Here is a 20,644-nt window from a genome sequence, read left to right on the forward strand (position 1 = left end):
ACTTATGAACTAGCTGCACAATTAAACTTTAATATACTCAATTTAATGTTTTTTCATATAGATACCATAAGTGTTAATTTGATGTCTTTAAATGTGATGTTTCTTAAATTTAAGGGCATACTGGATACTACTTAGAGTGCTGAAATAACTTGTAGGTCATTTTAACCATTCTTAAACAATATAGTCTTTCCCTTTAACATTTGTTACCTTCATTGTATTCTCAATAAAGAACGGTATTCTTTATTAAGAGCGATACTCAGGAGGTGTCTATCTTGCTCGCGTATATTAACAAAAATAGAAAGCCTTATCTTATAACTTTCAGCCTGTTACTATTGTCGATAGCTGATGCTATTTTTACCGATATTGGTCTACGTCATAATTTAATAACTGAACTAAATCCCATCATGAATTCTATCTACTATACAAGTGTTTTTTCATTCTACTTTGTTAAAATTGTACTTCCTCTAGCTTTACTCGTCTTTATTCCATATGCTTTTTCAAGTCGTTTAGTAAAACGAACATTAGTCTTTGCTCTAGTCATTTATTTTGGAGTGTTTGTATATCATATTGGCTGGACATCTTATGTATATTACGTAATCTCGTCATAAGGGTTATGCAAGTGCATAGAGTTCAATAGTGTCGATGACTCGGAATTTATAGATGTTGTAAATGTGTGACTTATTCAAAGCCTCCTTTGATTGTAAATGAACATACATTTATGTATGATAGACAAGATAATACATATCGTGAACTTCCAACAGGTATACTGAAAGCGAGTTCAATCACCAGGAAAAATTGGAGTTGAGAAAGTGGCAAAAGTAGTTTTAAATCGAAAACGTAAAAAACGACTAGAACAAGGACACCCATGGGTATATCAAAGTGAAGTAGCAAGTATTGAGGGTGACTATCAACCAGGAGATATTGTTGATGTATTTAACCATCAAAATTTCTTTTTAGCCAAAGGCTTTATTAATCCAAATTCACAAATGATTGTGCGTATCTTATCCTATGTAAAAGAAGAAGCAATCGATCAAGCTTTTTTTACTCGAAAGGTTAGGAAAGCATGGCAACATCGCGAACGATTTGTACCAAATGTACGCTCTTGTCGTGCGATTTATGGAGAAGCAGACTTTCTTCCAGGTTTAATTGTCGATAAATACGAAGATACTTTAGTCGTTCAAAATATGGCTCTAGGAATGGAAGCTCGTAAAGAACTTATTCTAGAAGCACTACTTGAGGTTTTTGAACCAAGGGCGATCTATTTAAGAAATGATGTCTATGTAAGAGAACTAGAAGGCTTAGAACAAGAAAAAGGATTTTGGTACGGTCAGGGGCCAACAGAAATTGAAATAGAAGAAAATGGGGTTAAATACATCGTTGATATTGAAGGTGGTCAAAAAACTGGGTTTTTCTTCGATCAACGCCAAAATCGTGCAGCAATCCAGCCCTTAATTACTCCAGAAGCTACCGTACTAGACTGCTTTACGCACACTGGTTCGTTTATGTTAAATGCATGCAAGTATGGGGCCAAACATGTAACAGCAGTTGATATTTCCGACCATGCAATTGCAACAGCAAAGCAAAATGCAGAGTTGAACGGTTTTTCTAACGTAGACTTTATTGTCGCTAACGCATTTGATTATTTGCGTGATGAGGTACAAAAAGGAACCGAATTTGATGTTGTTATCATTGACCCTCCTGCCTTTGCTAAATCACGTCATGCTGTGAAAAAAGCATTACGCGGCTACAAAGACGTCAATTTAAACGGCCTAAAATTGGTTCGTGATGGCGGTTATTTTGTTACGGCAAGTTGCTCTTTTCATGTTCATGGTCATATGTTCGAAGAAATGGTTCAAGAAGCTGCATTTGATGCAAAGAAAGTACTTCGGCAAATCCATTGGAGCGGTGCAGGCTATGACCATCCTAAACTACTCAGTGCCGAAGAAGGCGATTATTTAAAATTCGCTATATATGAGGTTAATAACCGCGGATAGACAGACGTAATTTAAGTTAGTTACTTGAAATTATCAGCTCGATTTTCCACTTCAATTGGATGGTCGGGCTTCTTTTTAGAATGTCTTTTTCTAGGCATGGGTTAAGAGGGATTTTTCCCTCCTACTATTTCATATCCTAGTAATATTGGCGAGGTTCTCGCTTCCTCACCCAACCTCCCCTTTCCTCGACATAGCGTGCTCATTTCATATCACACTTTATAATTTACAACTAAAAAGCTCACCTCCTGTAAGAATAATTCTACAGAAAAGCAAGCTATACTTAGTCGAACTATTATTAGCCTAAATCTACATTATGGTAAACTTGCCCGACATCTTCTAAGTCTTCTAATGCATCCATTAGTTTTTCAAATTGTTCTTGTGCATCATCTGGTAAAGTAACGTCATTTTGAGCAAGCATTGTTAACTCAGCGACATTAAACTCTGTTACACCATTATTTTTAAATGCTTCCTGAACTTCATGGAATTGATCAGGTTCTGCATAAACAATGACAGTGTCGTCCTCTTCAAGAATGTCTCGTGGATCGATATCGGCTTCCATTAAAAGCTCTAAAACTTCATCAGCTGTTTTTCCTTCCACACCGATAACTGTCGTTGCATCAAACATATAGGATACCGAACCACTAACACCCATGTTACCGCCATTTTTTTTAAAAGCAGCACGAACTTCAGCTGCTGTTCGGTTTACGTTATTTGTTAGTGCATCAACGATAATCATTGAGCCATTTGGTCCAAAGCCCTCATAGCGAAGTTCGTCATAAGTTTCTTCAGAACCGCCTTTCGCTTTTTCAATGGCACGATCAATAATTGTCTTCGGAACGCTATATGTTTTTGCACGTTCTAATACTACTTTTAGAGCTTGATTGGACTCTGGATCAGGCTCTCCTTGTTTTGCAGCCACGTAAATTTCACGACCAAACTTTGCGTAGATACGACTCGTGTTTTTATCTTTAGCTGCTTTTTTTTCTTTAATGTTATTCCATTTACGACCCATAATAAACACTCACTTTCAAGTTTAAAATCTACGTTGTCTATTATACATTATTATTCCTATTTGGTTAACCAGACTTAATGCTTGGTGCCCATTCATAGGACCCGTTTTTCCTGTCGTCGTTCTCTTAAACGCTCATACTCATCTCTTAAAATCGAATACACCTTAATGTCTCTAAAACAATCTATAAAAAACATTCTGTTTCTCATTGTACCTTCAAAAACCATACCTCTTTTTCCATCACCCTTCGTGAGTTCCTATTTTCGCTAAAACATTTGGCTTCAATACGTTCTAAACTTTTCCCCAGTGTAAATGAATAATACATAGCCAATCTCTGCGAACTGATGCGTTATGTTCCAACTTACAAAATCAACCGTTCCAATAATTTTTGCTGTTTCCTTTAACTCGATTCCCCAAGGTTTATATGTTTTCTTTTCATAACGATCTAATGCAAACTCAATAAATTGCATCGTGTCATTATTTGTTTAATGTAAGTTCCAAGTAACATATTTTGCTACATCTGGATTGGATGTGTACTAAAATAAATCATCAACATCATCTCTCGTTAATTTCCATAAAAATTAGTCGCTCATTTCCAAATCTTGGAAAATATGAAAAAATGTCTACTACATTCATAATTGTTACCTCAATATCACATTTTAAAGGTTACACTACTGACATTTCTATTAATCACCCGTTTTTTTCCATTTTTCCTACAAATCTATTATATTCCATAACTATTTGTACTATAATGTCTTAATGAGAGGTGGCTCGTGCATGAATCCTTATAAAATACTTTGGTTATTATCAATCGCTCAATTTTTAGCGATGCAAGTTTGGTTTAATTTTTCTGCAATACTACCAGTCGTAGAAACTGAATGGGGATTAACATCTACGCAGTCGGGTATTATCATTGCTTGTTTTCATCTTGGATATGTTGTTGCTATCCTTTTTTACAGCTTTATGAGTGACAAGTATAACCCTAAACAATCATTTGTTTACGGTGCATTAATTGCTGGTAGTGCAGGGATTTTATTAAGTATCTTTGCGCAAGGATTTTGGTCTACGCTCATTTTAAGAACGATTAGTGGAATAGGAATTGCGGGAATTTACGTTCCTGGTATGCGGATCATTTCACAATTATTTCCTTCTCACGAAAGAGGGAAAGCTCTTGGGGTATTTGTAGGCTCATTAGTTGTCGGTTCAGGTTTTTCATTACTTGTATCAGGTCTGTTTATTGAAATGATCGGCTGGCAAGGTGTTGTGTTTATTACATCTACGTTTTGCTTAATTGCTAGCTTAATTGCGTTTTTTGTAAAAATTCCTCCAATGCCTACTAGCAATGGAAGTGCTTTTGACTTAAAGAAAATAAAGAATGTTTTTAAAAAGCCTAACTTACTTGTTAATGGGGGTTATGCAGGACACTGTTGGGAGTTGTATGCGATGTGGGCTTGGATTGGTCCGTTTCTCGTCTATTATTTTCTCCAACAAGGCTTTGAACAGGAAGCTGCAATCCGGTTTGGAAATATCGCAGGTGCTTTAGTCATTATGATTGGCGGCATCGCTACATATATCGGTGGTAGAGTCTCGGATGCCATAGGGCGGGTGAAAGCTGCTACATTTTTTCTAGTTATTAGTATTTTTTGCTCGATCGCCATTGGTTGGTCTATACAACTTCCTATTATAATCATGCTGCTATTAGCTGCTATCTATGGTTTTACTATTGTTGCAGACTCACCAATTTATAATGTATCCATTACAGAAGTAGCTGACCCAGATGTAATCGCTCTCGCTCTTGGGGTTCAGTCTGTACTAGGCTTCACTGTAACTATTTTTTCTCCTATTGTATTTGGTTTTTTTCTCGATCAATTCAATTGGGGAATGGCCTTTATGGTAATTGGCCTTGTAACGATCATAGCTCCTATTTGTATGCTCCTGTTAGGTAAAATACAACATACAACCAAATTACACCAAGGAAATTAGAAAAGCGTAAAGACCTCGCATAGACTAAATAAGAAATATCATTGATAAACAAACTCTTTATTAAACTTATAACTAACTGTTGGTATTTTTTCTTCGTTTAGGCTAATTCAGATAATATTTTTGAAAAGTTAATTCGATCTCCTAAGGTTGGTTGTTTTGTCGGCTTCAAATAAGCCTTGTCTTTTTCAATGGCTTTAAAAACTTCATAGGTCGTTAAAGCATCATCTAGGGCACGGTGATGCTTCCCAATACCTTTTCTCCCATACTCCTCTAAGACTTTCCATAAACCACTTTGATTTTTGTGACCATAAAATTGTTGATATTCTTTAGACAGGTCACGTTCCTTTTCTTTTATTGGACATACTTTCTTAGAATAGCGACAATTGTTCCGTAATACTTGCATGTCTTGATTACCCTAAGTGACAACTTTTGTTTGCCCAAATGATATATATGTATTCAACAAATCAACCAAATGGGCAATTGATATTCCCTGATCAACTTGTTCTTGATGAATGCCTAAAAAATTCATACAACGCGCGGTTAATTTTGGATACAGTACAGGCTTAACATATGAGGAGTATGTATCATAAATTTCATCTTCTATAACTGATACGATCCCCACTTCTATAATTTCAGGGCGAAACATGCTTGGATTTCCTTTACTATGGTTCATAGTAAATTCAAAATCAATAAATAAATGTTGTATTGTCACTTTTACCCCTCCACTTATTTAATTCGGCTTCTTATATGTACAATGTTACGGAAAAGTTTACATCCAAAAAAAAATACGAAACTTATTATTTTACTTTAAGAAAAACGTTCCTGTTTTTTTATACGAAACCGTAGTACAATTGGTTTCGTATTTTTTAAAGTCTTTTTTATGGAGTGAAAAAATGATTATATACGATAAAGATAACCATCAAATCTTAAGTAAAGCCTGTTTAAACTGCGCTGATCCATACTTTCAGCCAGCTCATTCTAGTTTACCAACTGTTGGTTGTTGTAGTTATAGTCCAGTAATTAGCCTTTTCGAAATCCATCAAATGCTAAAACTCGATGACCGTGACTTTTTCTTTCATCACATTTTTAACAACACGAACGCAACGATCAATGACTATAACATTGTCATTCATGCAAATGTGAATCCTCTATTTGAAACAGAAAATACGGACCACCTTTCTTCTATAAAAACGTCCGATTTGAAGTTAAGTTATTCCATTTGTCAATTTTTTAAAATGAATAAAGGTTGCTCACTTTTACCCTCATATAAAAATGCTACTTGCCGTTCATTTATTTGCTCAACTGTTGAAAGTCAGATGGATACTTATGAACAAAAAGACTTGTCTGAATGGACACGCTCTATTCAACTTGAAACAAAAACGTTTAATGACACTCATCAAAATATACTACAAAAAAGAGGAATTACACTTTCAAGAAATGTTGAAGATGTGTTGTTTTATTTAGAACAAATTTAAGAAAATAAATTTTATAAATTTTCTGCCTATTTTCAATAAATTCAGTTGACCACAAACGCATTCTGTTATAGTATAGTATTAATAATTAAATCTGTTATAAAACAGTTTTGAAATTAGGAGGCGGTTGTTAAATGTGTCAAACTGAAAAGTATCGTCAAGTGTGGTTTTTATACTTATCTAACTGTGAAAAATATGGGATTGAAAGCAAATTAGACTTCTATCAGTTTGTGAATTCAATGACCGTGGACCAAATTGAGCAATTATTTGAACAATCAAAATAACATAGGTAGCAATTATGGAGGTTGGCGAATGAACGATGAGGTTAGTGCTGTCATAATTCAAATATGAAAACGTCTGTTTCGATCAAGTATGAAACAGACGTTTTTATTTTGTTCATGACCTTATGATAAGATAAACATTAGACTAAGAAGAACGGAGATCGTACATATGAAAAGGTTATTAATGGGCATTATATACATATATCAAAAAGTAATTTCTCCGCTAAAACCACCTACGTGCCGCTTCCATCCTACATGTTCTCATTATGGCTTAGAAGCGATTAAACGGTTTGGTGCTGTAAAGGGAAGCTGGCTTACGATTAAAAGAATATTAAAATGCCACCCATTCCATCCTGGTGGTTTTGATCCAGTTCCAGAAAAAGAAACAAAGAAAACAGAAACCAAATGAGGTGATATTATGACGTATAATCATGATTTAGATTATGATCGTGATGGCGATCGTGAAGATCAACTATCTGAAGAAGATGTCGTAAGTATTCTAAAAACTAGTTTACGCAAAGAGGAAGAGATGTTGAAAACCTACACAATCCTAGCTGAGCGTATCCATGATAATGATGTGTTAAAAAATCGATTAGTCAACTTTGCACAAGGTAATGCAAAACGTTCTCGACAACTAGAGGATGAAATCAAACAAAACGAAGAAACACATTGAATTTGTATTGCTCAAAAAAGCCTAGTTACTCGTTACTAGGCTTTTTTGAGTGCAAATGAATATGTTTTAAAGTAAAAAATTACAGGTAAGTTCAACTTTTTACTAGTTCTAGTGTTTAACTGTAATTCCTTCCCTTTCCCGAGTCACTTATTTCGACAAGCTGTTCTGGATAAGGCTCAAAAAATGTTTGTTCAAGCATAAAATCATTTTCAAATCGATAAGCCCAAGCTTTTAATATGCTGACTACACTACTTATCGGTAATTTTTTTTCACGATATTTTTCTAATGTCTCTAAAAAGTATTCCTTTTCTTTCGTTGATAAGTGTGGTGAAAAATATCCAAATATACGCTGACATACATTTATATTTGATGTGTAACGAGGAATTCTACTAAAAAGCTGGAACAATTCTTCCTCATATAAACTAAACGTTTCTTCAATTGGTCGTTTTTCTTTATTACTCAAAATTTGCCCGAGTAGTTTTAACCTTTTCTGGTTATATGCCATGAATAAATATTTATTCCTCTTATGAAAATCATTAAGATGATTTAATTTTAGAGTGGACTTCACTTTCTTAAAATCGGTAGTTGTAAATAGTTTAGTTAAATAATGTTCTCGAATTTTAAAGTTTTTAAGCCTTCCTTCATCTTCAATTGTGGTTTTTGGGTAATATTCAAATATTTTCGATGTAAAAGCACCACTACCCGTTCGAACAGTTGGAGACTTTTCTAATCCCGAGTAAACTTTAACATCAGTTATACCACAGCTAGGTGAACGATTCTTTAATATAAAACCATCAACATCCTTTAGATCCGCTAAAAAATTTTCTGCAAATTCTTCCATAACATTTGTTAAGTCTTTTCCTGTTTTTGGTTGTACAAGAAGGTCTTGCTCACCATCTGCAACGAGACGAATGACTTCTCGAGGAGTTCCTAAACCGATTTCTACTTCAGGACATACTGGAATAAATTCAACAAACGGCTTTAAATTATGTACAGTTTGATCTGTTAATTTATCTCCATTATATCGACAAGCAGAAAATTCGATGCATTTACTAACAACAACTTTTGGTTTACTAAACTCTCTCATTACATACACCAACCCGTTATAAAATATAATTCATCTTACCGCTCTACTGTTACAGTATTCCGACTTTCAATAATTTTAATTAATATAAGTAAATAGTAAACACATTAAATCACAGTAAAAAATCTCTTAAAGCTTTAAACTAAATTCTTTAATTACTTATGTATAAAATTGTACTGGAAAAAGGATAATAACCGAAGAAGAAAATGACATTCATTATTGGTTGATTTTTTCAATGTAAGATTATTTATTGCAAAGGAGATCTATAACTTATGTACAAATTTGCCATTTTAAGTATCCTTACCATTACTATGCTAACGTTTTTAGGCTGCCAAGATCGCCCAGAAGATATTACTCAAAGCATTGAAAAACAACATATGCAAACGACAGATGGAATTGAACCCCTTCACCCTTCCAATAAAGACCAAAATAAAACAAGACGTGATATAAGCCAGGATGCTGTTTCATATGCTTCAGAATTTGGTTTTTATTTAAATCAACTGTATGCTCATCTAGAGCCATTAAATAGTCTTTTTTATACTGAGCGCCCAACAGAAAAGGATACACACGAGGCTAGAGAACACGTACAAAAGGCGCAAGACTGGAGTGAATATATACTTAGTTTAAATACGCCACCAGTGTTTGAAAACCTTTTTATAGCTCATACTAGTACGCTCGTTGAATTAGATTCACTAATGCAAAGCCTAGATGATATGGACCTAGAAGACGAAATTGACTTCAGAAGAGCTCGTCTATATTACGAAAATACCATCATTGCAGTTAAATCCATGGAACGTGAATATAAAGGTGTACTCGAAGAAGAAGGCATCAAATAAAAACAATAGGACTGGTGCCAGGCACCTTCATTACGGTAAATAGGTGAAGGTGCCTGGCACCATTTATTAACGAAAAATGTTCTTTCTTACTTCAGAGAGTTGTCCACCAATTCCTTGGAATGGTTCAGCGATATCATTACCATCTAACATGGCACGAATTCGATTAACATTTCTTCGATCGGTTGCAATACGTACTTTCTCCAAATCAACCATATCTGCTAATTCTTCTTCAACTTCTTGAATTAACTTTGGTCGATTTTGTTCGGGTGATTCTATACCTATTAAGAACATTCCATCATGTGGAAGGACATAAACTTCATTAATATTTTCAATTGCAAGCAATGTTTGTCGAATGGATTCATCTTTAGTTAAGGCTTGATGATTGTTATCATTCGTTTGCTTATGTCTCAAATGTGGACGGTCTCCTAGGACATATTTTCCCCTAATAGTGTTAGGGATGTTATTATAAATTCTTGCTCCACTTCGATTTGTACCCTGTGTCTTAAACCCTAGATTTCGTTCACTCGTATAGTACATGTTGTTATTAGCAATTGGCTGTGCACGATCTGCGCGTCCCTTAGGTACACCATCAGGAATCATCATATCGCTAAGCGGTCCTTCATGATTTCTAGCGCGATTTGTTCCAAAACCACTAAACCCTTCATCTCTAAAGTTGTTTGCCCCCATTGGTTGTTTTTGCTCTACAACGCCACATCCGGAGAACATCGTAATCATTAACATAAGCATGACGATAACCGAGGTGAGTTTTTTCATCATAATTCTCCTTTCTGATTACTTATAACTTGTGTACAATTTGAAGATTTCATGAGAAGAAGTTATCGGAAATTGTATGGATGAAAAGAAAAAAGTTAAGTAAAAACACTCACATCTTGTCGATTCGTTTCTTATTTTTAAAGTTCATGACTACTTTTAGGGAATGTATTTAAATATCACAAAAAATACGTATAATTGTCGTTGTGTGTAAAATAAATTAACTTTCCCACATAGTAGTCAGTAAAACATAAAACATTTACACAAATTAATATTTGATAAAAAACGGAGTGGAAGAAATGTTATTATATGCGATTGAACGGAAAAGAAGTCAGATGATCTTACTAGCTGAGAAGTATGGCTATACTTCGGAAATTACTGTAAAGTGTAGTCAAGAATTGGACAAGCTATTGAACTTAGCACAAGAAACTACCTGTATGCAAGTAAAGATTGCAAGGTAATCCTATTTCTTGTCGTCACGCGACTACTATTGTTTTAATAAAGGTTCCTTTAGTTTAATTTGAATGACTAAAACACTTTTGCTTAAATGTGTTTTCATAATTTGGCTCTTCACAAAAAGATGTGTAGAGCCAAAAGCGTAACAGCCTTAAAAATACCCTTGGTCAAAAGTCATTCTTCTTCTACGTCAAAGTGTAAGGTGTTTTAACTATAGACCATTCAAAACAACGTAAGTTAAAAAATACTCTTGCTTCAAGTACTGAAATTCTTCCTTCTTTACCTAGTCCTTAGAGAGACCAAATAAATAATTTGGCTTGAAATACCTCCCCCTCTATGGTGACCAATTTGGACTACTATGACATAAAATACAAAAGATCAAGCTCCTTTGTAGAGCGTGAAGAAAAAAAGTGCCAGCCCCTCCAAATACAATAGATAGCTTACATATCTATTGGTATTTGGCAAGTTCTGACACCTAATGGCGCTTAGTTAATTACTCTTCCTCTTTCAAATGGGCGTTGTAATATTCTTCCAAGATCACGCATGAAATTATCAGCATCGACCCCTTCTTCGTAAGGAGCTCCTTCTCTTAAAGAATAAAGCTGTTTTTGGAATTCCTTAAATGATTTATCATCGTTAATTACTCTCACTTCTGCATCATTAGCAATAGCAGAATGCACAGTTTCTTTTACGTTTTTTTCAATTTTATCGTCCCACTCTTCAGTTGTGTAAACTCCCACTAAAACTACTCTCCCCTGTATATAAACCTCTGCATCATCAACATCCTCTAATTGTAATAACTGTCTAGTTAATGGTCTATTCCCATTAATGTATTCAATGTAATCTGCATTATCTGTTCTAGTATTTGTTCCATGCCCTGTATTTCTTCTCGAGGTAATAAGTTGTCTACTCACCAACGGCGTCCTACCATCAATTGCCATTTCTGGATCTAATTCAGGTACTTGTTGTTCTTGATGAATTCTTTGTTCATTTTGTTGAACTCCTGCCCCAGTGCCACAGGCTGTTGATAAAATAATTAAAATGGTTAACGATAAAAAGCAGAAACATACTTTTTTCACGGTACACTCCCCTTTCTTTTATTATCGTTTAATTTTCATCAATATAATAACCCTGTAAACTATAGGAAATTAGTAAAGCAGAAACTGACATTTACTTGTGGCCTTGCGCTTCCTCTAGGTCGAGCACACATTTATACGTTGTAATAAATCATCGATACGTAAACCTTATGTACTTAGCTAATGGAAATAAATTATAGTTTTCCATAATAATTTTCCTTATAACCATTGCAAACAATACAACAATTTGTTAAGGTAGACACAACAAATGAATATTCTTTTCTTCACAATGAGTGAGGATAGAGGTGCAAAGACCATAAGTAAACAATGGGAGGAGGGTGAGCTCCATTGAACATTGTTGAAAGGGGGATTTGCCGAAGTCTACGGTTCTCATATAAACCAAAGGCTGGTTCTGTATTGAATAAGTGCAGAACTGTCATATAGTATATACTATATGGAGGGCTATCTTACGCAAGGAAAAATGTCATCTAATTGTCATTCCTAGCAACAATGAGCAGCTCTTCTCATTGTTGCTTTTTATTGTTATAAGAAATTTTGCTATCGAATCGTTCTAAGGGGGAAATCGTAATGAATTTTGGAAAAGTTTTAACAGCAATGGTTACACCATTCGACGTATATGGTAATATTGACCTTCAAGCAACAGAACAATTAGTAAACCACCTGATCGCCAATGGTTCTGACGGACTTGTCGTAGCTGGAACTACAGGTGAGTCACCTACTTTATCTTCAGAAGAAAAATTATCTTTATTTAAACAAGTAGTTGATGTGGTAGAAGGTCGAGTACCAGTTATTGCTGGAACAGGCTCAAACAATACAGCTGCATCTATTGAATTAACTAAACAAGCTGAAGAAATAGGCGTCGATGGCATTATGCTCGTTGCACCATACTATAATAAACCTTCTCAAGAAGGTCTCTATCAACATTTTAAAGCGATTGCTGAACAAACTAAATTGCCAGTCATGATCTATAATATTCCTGGACGAAGTGCAGTTAATATTTCAGCAGAAACGACTGTGCGTTTATCTCTTATCCCTAATATAGTTGCGACAAAAGAAGCTAGTGGTGACTTAGAAGCGATGGCAAAGATTATTAATGAAACAGATAGTAATTTCAGCCTGTACAGCGGTGATGACAGTCTAACATTACCGATCTTATCAATTGGTGGCACAGGTATCGTTTCAGTATCTTCCCACATTATTGGTAACGAAATGCAAAGTATGGTTACAAGCTTCTTAAAAGGTAATGTTTACGAAGCTGCAGAACAACATCGAGCATTATTACCAATTATGAAAGCTTTATTTACAGCACCAAGTCCATCACCAGTTAAAGCAGCACTAAATATAAAAGGTATAACTGTTGGTTCAGTTCGACTTCCTCTCGTTCCTTTAACTGATGAAGAAGAACAACAACTACGATCAACGATCTTCCCACAAATATCTTACAACGTAGGTTAATTTAAAACTGTAATCTTAAAAACCAACAAAAATAATAAGATTAATCCTTTCGTTTATTCTTATTCAAAAGGACCCCGAGCAAATAACTTCGCTCGGGGTCCTTTTTTAACCTACCCTTACCTTTTGAACATCTCTTTTTTTTAATACTCTCCTTGTGACATACTCATCAATAAAACCTGTCCCTAATAAAACACCCATCACTATAAAAACAAACCCTGTTAATTGTAATAACGTAATTTGTTCACCTAACCATAGCGCTGAAAAAACTAATCCGAAAAAAGGTACAAAATTATTAAAGACTGCAGTCTGCCCTGCTCCTAGCCGATGTATCGCTGCATTAAATAAAAAATGTCCTAAAGCTGTCGCAACTATTGAAGATACTAAAAAGATTCCCCATATCCATCCAGCTTGCGCTAACATCTGTTGCGTCCCTGTTGGTTCTATGTACAAACTTATAACAAATAAGAAGCTAGATCCAACAACTAACATAACAGCTGTCATTACTCTTGAATCAATCGTATTTGTCCCTTTTTTAATATATATAAAGGATACAGCTTGAACAAACATTGCAATAAAAATTGATATATCTCCAGAGTTCATCGTCGTAAGACTTTCACCACTTTGTAAAATGATTGATGCGACACCAAAGAAAGCAAACACAATGCCAGTAACTCTCAACTTCGTTAACCGATCCTTTAACATGAAAGAAGCCAAGATTGACGTTGTCAGAGGTAATAATGCCAATATTAATGCCGCATTAGATGCTGTTGTCATTGTTAATCCCCAAGCTAGGAAAAAGTGGTGCCCAGTCACACCGAAAATTGTCGCTATTAAGATGTATTTCCACTCTACCTTAGAAAATTTTCTTAATTGCTTAATAAGAACACAAACTGTAATAGCTACGACGCCAGCTAAAAATACACGAAATGAAGTCATTGTAATTGCTGGAAATACTTGGACCAACATCTTAATAAATACGACATTCATTCCCCAAATAACCATAACCATCACAAGTAAAATATATGTAAAAACATTCGAACTTTCGTTACTCAAGATACTCACCCCTTTTAAATAAGCTTTAGCCAATGAAACAGATAGAGGAAGAATGCCAATACAAACATACAAACCAGAACAAATTGGCTGTTCTTCTTAGCGATTTCTATTGAAGAGAAATTCATCAAACCCGAAGCCATTAGAACTGAACCAGAAAATGGTGAGACTTGTGTTGCCAATGTCCATGCAATTAACAAAAGAATAGCCATGAATTCTGAACTAACCAAAAAAAGCTGTGGAGACAAAGCGCTACCTATACCAATCACAATTACAACAGGATGAATGCCGAAAATGGATAAAATGATCGCAAAACTGATTACGATTAAAGTCATCACATAGATATACCCTTGTGAAATGGTTAATATCGTCTGTGAAACCTGCGTGCCAATTTCAGTTAGCGAAAGAGCTGCACCAAAAAAACCTGCACTAATAAATATAACAATTTCATTTTTTAACCTAGTAAAACATTGATTAACATAAGCAAAAAATTCGCGTGTATACTCTCTAAATTGTTTAGACACAATCGCCCATACTAGTGGATAAAAGAAACCTAATAAAGACACTACTGATAACATATTAACTGGCAGTAGAGTTTCTAAAATAAACGAACATAAAAATAATCCTGCACCGAATATAAACAATATACGAAGTGGCGGTAGATGCTGTTCAACTTCTTTCTTTAACTCTTTTGGTTGAAGATGTATTTCGTCAGTTGCAAAATTCAATTTTGGAAAATAAAAAAGTGAAATTAAAACATAAACCATTCCAATGATTAGACCATATAGCCCGATAGAACTCCATGAGACATCGAACAGCACTAACACGAGCCCCACATTTACAAAATAGGGTGACCAAAACATACAAAAACCAAAAGCTCGTAGTAAAACCATAACCATCTTCTTCCTAAAAAAGTTAGCCATGCTTCCTTCAATAATTCGATGTACAAGAACCATCGAGCCTAAATTAAGTACTGCCCCCATCGTCGCTGTTAACAAAAATCCTAAACGATACGGATGGGATTTATTATTATCTTCCATTTCCAGTTGTTCAATATGAACTTTTAATGTTGTTAAAAATCCAGCTAACGATAAAAAGACACCAATTAACGGGACCAATAAAAAGAGTGACAACAGATTAATGTTATACCCAAACGCTAATAAGAAAGAAGTAGCATCAGCTTCAGCTTGAAAAAATATGACTAATCCAATCACTAATAAGGGAATAGTAATTATAATACTGGTCTTTCTAACAAAAGGTAACGCAGAGAATAACAAAATCGCTGCTAATAAACTATAAGCTACTTTTAAAAGCCAAATAGGATAAAAAACTGATATTAAATATAAGGCGACCGTTAAAAAACAGGCCGATCCTATAATTGTATTCCACTTGATACCCATATATTACTCCAACCTTTTATAGTTCATCTTAAATACTTCACACAGCCCGAATTTTTAAAGTATTGTCTCTACAACTGAAAAAAGCTGCATAAGCAGCTTAAACTTCAACCTATTTTAAAAATGTAAACAATGAAATTATAAAAATTGCTATACACGAAAATCCGATTGCGAAAAAAATCACAGCTAATCGCTTATTGGCTTTCATAGTAAAGAAGAACCCTAGACCACCAAACAGTCCAGTTAATAGAAAAAAACCAATTCCTAAAAAAACAATCATCATTGCTGGATCCATATTTACAATCTCCTATCATTTCTTCTAATCTATTTTAACAAATAATCTGGCTTTTGTAACGAAATAAGAATTATTCAAGGTCAAGTCTCTTTAATATGATATCGATAGGAACCCCATCTGTGGTATCAATATCACGAAAACTTATAGCTCTTAAATCCCTTTTTTCTATTTCTTTTAATTGGTTTGTTATCTGTGCATTCTTTACAACATGAGTATCCCAGTCTTTAATCCATAAAATATTTTCGACATTTTGCTTTTCTATTGTCGTTCTCTCAAGATTAGAAATTATCCTCCCCGTTAATACGCGTTCCTGCGCTGATATAATTTGCATAATAACAACACTCCAAACGACTCCAAATGACAGAGTCGCTAGAACAAGTATTAAACGTTGTTTTTTCATAGTGTTTTCCCCCAACCCACTTTGATTTAGCAGTCTCATAGTAACATAGGTATATGCTCTCTAGGAGGTTAAGTTTAGACGTTTCTTTGACTGTTTTACTGTACTAATTTATATATAAATACATTCAATCCTATTCTCAATTGTTTCTTACAATCCAATTGGACCATTTCTCCACACTCTACTCACCTATATAAAATTGAAATCTCTGATCCTCATATGTCTCTTGTCCCTGTAAATATGTTCGTTCACAAAAAGTTACTTCCTTTGATTTACTAATCGTTATAACAGTTGAACATCTAGTACCGTAGTTACCCATTTTTATGAACATCGGGGATAGTTGTTTTTCCAATTCTATGCCCACACCGGTTTGAGGTAATAACTTTTCTTCGGCCTTTTCATCATTAGTAAGACCATCTAATAAATACTCTACAAGGTCATTACTCTCATTCTGCAATGCTTTCTCAACTAATGTTTTACCACGTTCAACTTTCGGCCAAGACGTATTTAAAAAAGCATTACTAACACTGTGAATTCCAGGGGTAAGTTGTTCAATCCTTTTTTGACGGTTAGAAAAATAATATAGTTCATTGACCGTACCACATAATAGATTAAATCCTAAATAGTCGTGGCTAAGCTCTCTTACTTTAGTTAGGTAATTGGTCGGTGAGTCAGGATTTTTTAAGTAATCAAGGACAAGTTCTCCCCTGGATTTTTCATTTTTCTTTTTTCTTACTTCTCGATAATTCGTTAGCGCAGCAATTTGTCCTTCTTTCGTAATTCCTAACCATGTTCCGCCTTGTTCTAGGTCTTTTCCTGCAATAAGTCCAGGAACATCTTCCCAATAATCTGCTTTTGCAGTTGGTCTTTCAAAAAACTCATCGCGGTTTGCAGCTAAAATGAAATCATATTGCGGATGATATTTATAAGCAAAATTAATTAAACACATATGGCACCCTCCTTGTAGATAAAGGTAAAAAATTGATATAATTTTTAGACATAGTATAGTATGAAACTTTATTCTTCTCAAATCGTAAATACTAATAAATACTAATATGAATGGAAGAGGAGCGTAAATATGACTGAAAAAGACACTAAAGAAACGTATTCAAAAGAACTTCTTGAAATGTTTAAAGAAGAGCAAAACGTTGATAAAGTCTTACATAAAATTGGCGGACTAGGTGAAGCTGCGCAAAAAGAAGCTGGTGAATCGCTTGAAGCATTAAAACGACCTGTTAAAGAAATGCTTTCACAACCAAATAACGACCTACCTGCTAAACTTCATCAATTAAAAGAGGTCGTTGGTGAACTTGAGCCTGACTATTTAAAAGATGGACAACTAAAAAAGTTTATGAATAAAATCTTACGTCGTAGTCCAATCGAGCAATATGCTAAAAAATATCAGACGGTTGAAGCTCAAATTGAAGCGATAATTGAGGGACTGCTTCACGGTAAAGATAAGCTCCAAGAAGACTCCCTCATGCTTAAAGAATTAAAGGTTGTTGCAAGGAAACGAATTACTAACTTAAATGAGCAAATTGAGATTGGTAAGCAGCTTAATGAAATGCTAGAAGCGGAAATGACAACTGAAGAGTGGAAAGATAACCCTACTGCTCTCCAAAAAGGACAGCAAAAAGTCATTTCACGTATTAAAAATATGTCACAAGCAATTATGGTTCTACAACAATCCGTTGCTTCCATTGATTTGATTATCGAGAATAACGATAAACTTGAAGAAGCTATATTTAACGCAATAACGATGACGAAAAACATCATAACAGTAACAGCTTCAATCCAACTAGCTTTAGGTAATCAACAAAAAGTGATAAAAGCGGTTCAAAATGTCAATCAGGCTACAGAGTCGATGCTACTTACAAATGCACAAATGCTGAAAGAAAATACTGAACAAACATTAAAAACACTAGAAGAGCCTGCAATTGCACTTGAATCATTCAAAAAGGCCTATGAAGATGTATTTTCTGCTATTCAACTAACAGAGCAGTCTAATGAACGGATCATTGCCAGTGGGAAACGGTTTATCGAAGAAATGGATGAGTTGAACGATCAAATGAAAACAAAATTACTTCAGTAAATACTCATTCTTTATGGCCATTTAAAGGAGCGAAAGCGATGTTAAGTCGTTTACTAGAAATTCCTTGGATAGAAAGTATTTTACCTGATCGACTTCGTCCCGTCCAAGATGAAATTTTATCAGAACAAGCAACACTACAAACTATACAAGAAGCAGAACGGATATTAGAACATGTGATTAAACAATCGGGTAAATATAGCAAAAATCGGACGGTAAAAAAGAAGCATCATGAATACGTGATCACTGTAAAAATAAAAAAGAAAGTAATTATTCTGATGATCTTAGATACTTATTACTCCAAGTCAAAATATAAAAAACGCATTTATATTCAATGTTACCGAAAATACTTTAAAGCAGAGCAGGGCGTAGGAAAGTGTAAAGAAGCCTCTATCCATTATACGCAGAATAAAAAAACTTACGTGCGAAGTGTTAAAAAATCACCATACACACAAAACTTATTTTACAAAATCGATAAGTTGGATGATGCCCTACTCGGACAACTTATTCAAAATGATGATAATGAAGTCCATTTTACACCACAAACAAATCAACTAAAAAGTAATGATCAAGTCAAAAGTTTGGTCATAGAAACGAATCGATTAATTAGTCATACTCGAAAGCTTCATATAGACCCCTTAATTGAAAAGCGTTTAGAACAAATTATTGTTCATACTGAAACATTACTACCTGACTTTAATTTACTGGAAATTGAAGAAAGACATATGATAAAACGAATGTTGAACGAAGACATACCTAACTTAGTCCATACCTACCTTTCATTATCACCTGTGAATAAAAAGGAACAGCGAGAAAATGTATTCGTTACGTTATCTAAGATGGAGTTAACCCTCATTCGTTTAAAAGAAGACTTAGAAAAAGCACGCGTTGCCCGAATGGAGCATTTACTAAAGCTCAATCATTTAAGATATACAAACGAAAAGCAAGAATACTAAACGGGAGGACTTTTTGAAGTCCCCCTTTTTATCTAATCATTTGAATTTTATAAATATTAATCCCAAATACAGACAAACTGCTTTACATAAAGCACTCCTTCTTATAAACTCAGTTGTAAGGGTTTTCAAATTGGGGAAGGTTTGATAAAGGAGGATACTATGACAAAGAAAATATTTGATTTAGGAAATCGAATTCATCTCATTGATGGATTTGACCTTGGCTTACCTTACCGTACAGGTACATACGTGATCCAAGATGAAAAAATTACCATTGTAGAAACGGGACCAAGCCTTTCTGTTCCTCATATCTTAAACGGACTACAGGAACTTAATATTGACCCTAAGGACATTTCCTACATAATTGTTACTCACATTCATTTAGACCACTCTGGTGGTGCAGGATTACTTTTAAATGACTGTACGAATGCCAAAGTAGTTGTTCATCCTAAAGGCGCACGTCACTTAATTGATCCATCAAGGTTAATATTAGGAGCTAAAGCCGTTTACGGCGATGACTTCGAAAAATTCTTTGATCCGATTCTACCAATTTCTGAAGAAAAAATAATTATAAAAGAAGATTTAGAAACATTAGCACTAAGTGAAACATGTGAGTTAACTTTCTATGACACCCCTGGACATAGTGATCATCATTTTAGTATTTATGATCCAGTTAGTAACGGTATTTTTACTGGAGATACCATCGGTGTCAACTATAACCAAGTACTTGAAGATACAGGTATACAATTATACCTCCCATCAACATCACCAAACCAATTTAAGCCAGATGCGATGCTAGCCTCTCTTGAGCGAATTCATGCTTTAAATGTGGATTGTGTGTATTTTGGACATTTCAACGTTAGTCGAGATGTAGAGGAAGTGTACAAACAAATTAAAACATGGTTACCTTTATTTGTAGAAGTTGGAAAAAAAGCTGAAGAAACAGGTAAAGACCATCACTGGATTGCAGAACAACTAGTATTAGCAGTAAGAGAAGATTTACGAGGATCAGATATTCCGGATACGCACCCTGTTTTTGAGTTTATTAAACTCGATACCTCTGTTTGCGCGATGGGTATTGTCGACTACCTAAATAAGAAGAAACGCTAATATATGAAGGCTGACAACTGTGTCGGCCTTTTTTTATTACACTATTTAGTTTACCACTAGATTTAAGAGCCAGCGTGAAAATAACTATTCTAATAACAACAAAGTATACAAAAATAGCAAAATTACAAGCCTATTTTTCTAAGAGAGTTTTACAAACGAAATTTACAGAACCCTATTTATCAGATAAAATTAAGATGTATCATTCCACTTTTCTATGAACATATCATATTCATAAAGCGAGG

Annotated in this window: 23 protein-coding genes, 1 pseudogene and 1 riboswitch; of the genes and pseudogenes, 13 read left to right on the forward strand and 11 right to left on the reverse strand. The window is 34.5% G+C overall.

Annotated features, from left to right (window positions below):
• The first annotated feature begins 272 nt into the window (after positions 1-272).
• Positions 273-608 carry a DUF5658 family protein gene (locus tag GKP30_RS09310; protein WP_216829162.1) on the forward strand — a complete coding sequence of 112 codons (336 nt, stop codon included), beginning with the start codon at positions 273-275 and terminating at the stop codon, positions 606-608.
• A 201-nt stretch (positions 609-809) separates the two neighbouring features.
• A complete protein-coding gene (locus tag GKP30_RS09315) occupies positions 810-1,994 on the forward strand; it encodes a class I SAM-dependent rRNA methyltransferase (protein WP_216829163.1) in 1,185 nt (394 codons plus the stop codon).
• 295 nt (positions 1,995-2,289) lie between these two features.
• On the opposite strand, the gene GKP30_RS09320 is transcribed toward GKP30_RS09315, so the two are convergent.
• Both GKP30_RS09320 and GKP30_RS23485 read right to left on the reverse strand, forming a co-directional pair.
• Positions 2,290-3,006, reverse strand: coding sequence for a YebC/PmpR family DNA-binding transcriptional regulator (locus tag GKP30_RS09320; RefSeq protein WP_216829164.1), 717 nt, complete (start codon positions 3,004-3,006; stop codon positions 2,290-2,292).
• A 278-nt stretch (positions 3,007-3,284) separates the two neighbouring features.
• Entirely contained in the window at positions 3,285-3,473 is a 189-nt protein-coding gene (locus GKP30_RS23485; RefSeq protein WP_236034993.1) for a GNAT family N-acetyltransferase, read from the reverse strand.
• A gap of 307 nt (positions 3,474-3,780) precedes the next feature.
• Between GKP30_RS23485 and GKP30_RS09330 the strand changes: the two genes are divergently transcribed.
• Positions 3,781-4,986: an MFS transporter gene (locus tag GKP30_RS09330; protein WP_216829165.1), complete on the forward strand. Its 1,206-nt coding sequence runs from the start codon at positions 3,781-3,783 to the stop codon at positions 4,984-4,986.
• A 97-nt stretch (positions 4,987-5,083) separates the two neighbouring features.
• On the opposite strand, the pseudogene kapD reads toward GKP30_RS09330, so the two are convergent.
• Positions 5,084-5,698: pseudogene (kapD, locus tag GKP30_RS09335) on the reverse strand (3'-5' exonuclease KapD).
• A 181-nt stretch (positions 5,699-5,879) separates the two neighbouring features.
• Between kapD and GKP30_RS09340 the strand changes: the two are divergent.
• The 4 genes from GKP30_RS09340 to GKP30_RS09355 all read left to right on the forward strand — a co-directional run bounded on the left by GKP30_RS09340 (position 5,880) and on the right by GKP30_RS09355 (position 7,412).
• Entirely contained in the window at positions 5,880-6,461 is a 582-nt protein-coding gene (locus GKP30_RS09340) for a hypothetical protein (RefSeq protein WP_216829166.1), read from the forward strand.
• Between the two features lie 131 nt (positions 6,462-6,592).
• The gene (locus GKP30_RS09345; protein ID WP_216829167.1) at positions 6,593-6,742 is read left to right on the forward strand and encodes a hypothetical protein; all 150 of its coding nucleotides are present in this window, start codon (positions 6,593-6,595) and stop codon (positions 6,740-6,742) included.
• Positions 6,743-6,908: 166 nt separating this feature from the next.
• Positions 6,909-7,148, forward strand: a complete 240-nt coding sequence (gene yidD / locus GKP30_RS09350; RefSeq protein ID WP_216829168.1) for a membrane protein insertion efficiency factor YidD — start codon at positions 6,909-6,911, stop codon at positions 7,146-7,148.
• Between the two features lie 9 nt (positions 7,149-7,157).
• Complete coding sequence (locus tag GKP30_RS09355) at positions 7,158-7,412, forward strand: hypothetical protein (RefSeq protein WP_216829169.1); 255 nt, start codon at positions 7,158-7,160, stop codon at positions 7,410-7,412.
• A gap of 115 nt (positions 7,413-7,527) precedes the next feature.
• Here GKP30_RS09355 and GKP30_RS09360 read toward each other — a convergent pair whose 3' ends face one another.
• Complete coding sequence (locus tag GKP30_RS09360) at positions 7,528-8,499, reverse strand: YbgA family protein (protein ID WP_216829170.1); 972 nt, start codon at positions 8,497-8,499, stop codon at positions 7,528-7,530.
• A gap of 269 nt (positions 8,500-8,768) precedes the next feature.
• Between GKP30_RS09360 and GKP30_RS09365 the strand changes: the two genes are divergently transcribed.
• A complete protein-coding gene (locus GKP30_RS09365; RefSeq protein ID WP_216829171.1) occupies positions 8,769-9,332 on the forward strand; it encodes a hypothetical protein in 564 nt (187 codons plus the stop codon).
• A gap of 66 nt (positions 9,333-9,398) precedes the next feature.
• On the opposite strand, the gene GKP30_RS09370 is transcribed toward GKP30_RS09365, so the two are convergent.
• Positions 9,399-10,106: a YhcN/YlaJ family sporulation lipoprotein gene (locus GKP30_RS09370; RefSeq protein WP_216829172.1), complete on the reverse strand. Its 708-nt coding sequence runs from the start codon at positions 10,104-10,106 to the stop codon at positions 9,399-9,401.
• 296 nt (positions 10,107-10,402) lie between these two features.
• Between GKP30_RS09370 and GKP30_RS09375 the strand changes: the two genes are divergently transcribed.
• Positions 10,403-10,564 carry an aspartyl-phosphate phosphatase Spo0E family protein gene (locus tag GKP30_RS09375; protein WP_216829173.1) on the forward strand — a complete coding sequence of 54 codons (162 nt, stop codon included), beginning with the start codon at positions 10,403-10,405 and terminating at the stop codon, positions 10,562-10,564.
• A 480-nt stretch (positions 10,565-11,044) separates the two neighbouring features.
• On the opposite strand, the gene GKP30_RS09380 is transcribed toward GKP30_RS09375, so the two are convergent.
• Positions 11,045-11,638: a YhcN/YlaJ family sporulation lipoprotein gene (locus GKP30_RS09380; protein ID WP_216829174.1), complete on the reverse strand. Its 594-nt coding sequence runs from the start codon at positions 11,636-11,638 to the stop codon at positions 11,045-11,047.
• A gap of 289 nt (positions 11,639-11,927) precedes the next feature.
• Positions 11,928-12,108, forward strand: a riboswitch (Lysine riboswitch).
• Between the two features lie 115 nt (positions 12,109-12,223).
• On the opposite strand from GKP30_RS09380, the gene dapA reads away from it, so the two are divergent.
• Positions 12,224-13,111, forward strand: a complete 888-nt coding sequence (dapA, locus tag GKP30_RS09385; RefSeq protein WP_216829175.1) for a 4-hydroxy-tetrahydrodipicolinate synthase — start codon at positions 12,224-12,226, stop codon at positions 13,109-13,111.
• Positions 13,112-13,216: 105 nt separating this feature from the next.
• On the opposite strand, the gene GKP30_RS09390 is transcribed toward dapA, so the two are convergent.
• From GKP30_RS09390 to GKP30_RS09410, 5 genes are all read right to left on the reverse strand, one after another.
• Entirely contained in the window at positions 13,217-14,164 is a 948-nt protein-coding gene (locus tag GKP30_RS09390; protein WP_236034994.1) for a DMT family transporter, read from the reverse strand.
• Positions 14,165-14,178: 14 nt separating this feature from the next.
• Positions 14,179-15,561: a hypothetical protein gene (locus tag GKP30_RS09395; RefSeq protein ID WP_216829176.1), complete on the reverse strand. Its 1,383-nt coding sequence runs from the start codon at positions 15,559-15,561 to the stop codon at positions 14,179-14,181.
• Between the two features lie 109 nt (positions 15,562-15,670).
• On the reverse strand, positions 15,671-15,853 hold the full coding sequence (locus tag GKP30_RS09400) for a hypothetical protein (RefSeq protein ID WP_216829177.1): 183 nt from the start codon (positions 15,851-15,853) through the stop codon (positions 15,671-15,673).
• A gap of 70 nt (positions 15,854-15,923) precedes the next feature.
• On the reverse strand, positions 15,924-16,253 hold the full coding sequence (locus tag GKP30_RS09405) for a hypothetical protein (RefSeq protein ID WP_216829178.1): 330 nt from the start codon (positions 16,251-16,253) through the stop codon (positions 15,924-15,926).
• Positions 16,254-16,431: 178 nt separating this feature from the next.
• A complete protein-coding gene (locus tag GKP30_RS09410) occupies positions 16,432-17,199 on the reverse strand; it encodes an NRDE family protein (protein WP_216829179.1) in 768 nt (255 codons plus the stop codon).
• Between the two features lie 129 nt (positions 17,200-17,328).
• On the opposite strand from GKP30_RS09410, the gene GKP30_RS09415 reads away from it, so the two are divergent.
• From GKP30_RS09415 to GKP30_RS09425, 3 genes are all read left to right on the forward strand, one after another.
• The gene (locus GKP30_RS09415; RefSeq protein WP_216829180.1) at positions 17,329-18,342 is read left to right on the forward strand and encodes a toxic anion resistance protein; all 1,014 of its coding nucleotides are present in this window, start codon (positions 17,329-17,331) and stop codon (positions 18,340-18,342) included.
• A 38-nt stretch (positions 18,343-18,380) separates the two neighbouring features.
• On the forward strand, positions 18,381-19,295 hold the full coding sequence (locus GKP30_RS09420; protein ID WP_216829181.1) for a hypothetical protein: 915 nt from the start codon (positions 18,381-18,383) through the stop codon (positions 19,293-19,295).
• Between the two features lie 159 nt (positions 19,296-19,454).
• Positions 19,455-20,402, forward strand: coding sequence for an MBL fold metallo-hydrolase (locus GKP30_RS09425; RefSeq protein ID WP_216829182.1), 948 nt, complete (start codon positions 19,455-19,457; stop codon positions 20,400-20,402).
• Positions 20,403-20,644 lie beyond the last annotated feature (242 nt).

Origin of the sequence: Alkalihalobacterium elongatum (genome assembly GCF_019024285.1) — a bacterium.
Classification (GTDB): domain Bacteria; phylum Bacillota; class Bacilli; order Bacillales; family Bacillaceae_F; genus Alkalihalobacterium; species Alkalihalobacterium elongatum.

Coding starts and splice junctions, on each gene's coding strand:
- GKP30_RS23485 (WP_236034993.1), bottom strand. CDS start 3,473: ATGCAATTTATTGAGTTTGCATTAGATCGTTATGAAAAGAAAACATAT.
- GKP30_RS09395 (WP_216829176.1), bottom strand. CDS start 15,561: ATGGGTATCAAGTGGAATACAATTATAGGATCGGCCTGTTTTTTAACG.
- GKP30_RS09320 (WP_216829164.1), bottom strand. CDS start 3,006: ATGGGTCGTAAATGGAATAACATTAAAGAAAAAAAAGCAGCTAAAGAT.
- GKP30_RS09370 (WP_216829172.1), bottom strand. CDS start 10,106: ATGAAAAAACTCACCTCGGTTATCGTCATGCTTATGTTAATGATTACG.
- GKP30_RS09355 (WP_216829169.1), top strand. CDS start 7,158: ATGACGTATAATCATGATTTAGATTATGATCGTGATGGCGATCGTGAA.
- GKP30_RS09400 (WP_216829177.1), bottom strand. CDS start 15,853: ATGGATCCAGCAATGATGATTGTTTTTTTAGGAATTGGTTTTTTTCTA.
- GKP30_RS09365 (WP_216829171.1), top strand. CDS start 8,769: ATGTACAAATTTGCCATTTTAAGTATCCTTACCATTACTATGCTAACG.
- GKP30_RS09340 (WP_216829166.1), top strand. CDS start 5,880: ATGATTATATACGATAAAGATAACCATCAAATCTTAAGTAAAGCCTGT.
- yidD (WP_216829168.1), top strand. CDS start 6,909: ATGAAAAGGTTATTAATGGGCATTATATACATATATCAAAAAGTAATT.
- GKP30_RS09345 (WP_216829167.1), top strand. CDS start 6,593: ATGTGTCAAACTGAAAAGTATCGTCAAGTGTGGTTTTTATACTTATCT.
- GKP30_RS09425 (WP_216829182.1), top strand. CDS start 19,455: ATGACAAAGAAAATATTTGATTTAGGAAATCGAATTCATCTCATTGAT.
- GKP30_RS09420 (WP_216829181.1), top strand. CDS start 18,381: ATGTTAAGTCGTTTACTAGAAATTCCTTGGATAGAAAGTATTTTACCT.
- GKP30_RS09410 (WP_216829179.1), bottom strand. CDS start 17,199: ATGTGTTTAATTAATTTTGCTTATAAATATCATCCGCAATATGATTTC.
- GKP30_RS09360 (WP_216829170.1), bottom strand. CDS start 8,499: ATGAGAGAGTTTAGTAAACCAAAAGTTGTTGTTAGTAAATGCATCGAA.
- GKP30_RS09330 (WP_216829165.1), top strand. CDS start 3,781: ATGAATCCTTATAAAATACTTTGGTTATTATCAATCGCTCAATTTTTA.
- GKP30_RS09375 (WP_216829173.1), top strand. CDS start 10,403: ATGTTATTATATGCGATTGAACGGAAAAGAAGTCAGATGATCTTACTA.
- dapA (WP_216829175.1), top strand. CDS start 12,224: ATGAATTTTGGAAAAGTTTTAACAGCAATGGTTACACCATTCGACGTA.
- GKP30_RS09405 (WP_216829178.1), bottom strand. CDS start 16,253: ATGAAAAAACAACGTTTAATACTTGTTCTAGCGACTCTGTCATTTGGA.
- GKP30_RS09415 (WP_216829180.1), top strand. CDS start 17,329: ATGACTGAAAAAGACACTAAAGAAACGTATTCAAAAGAACTTCTTGAA.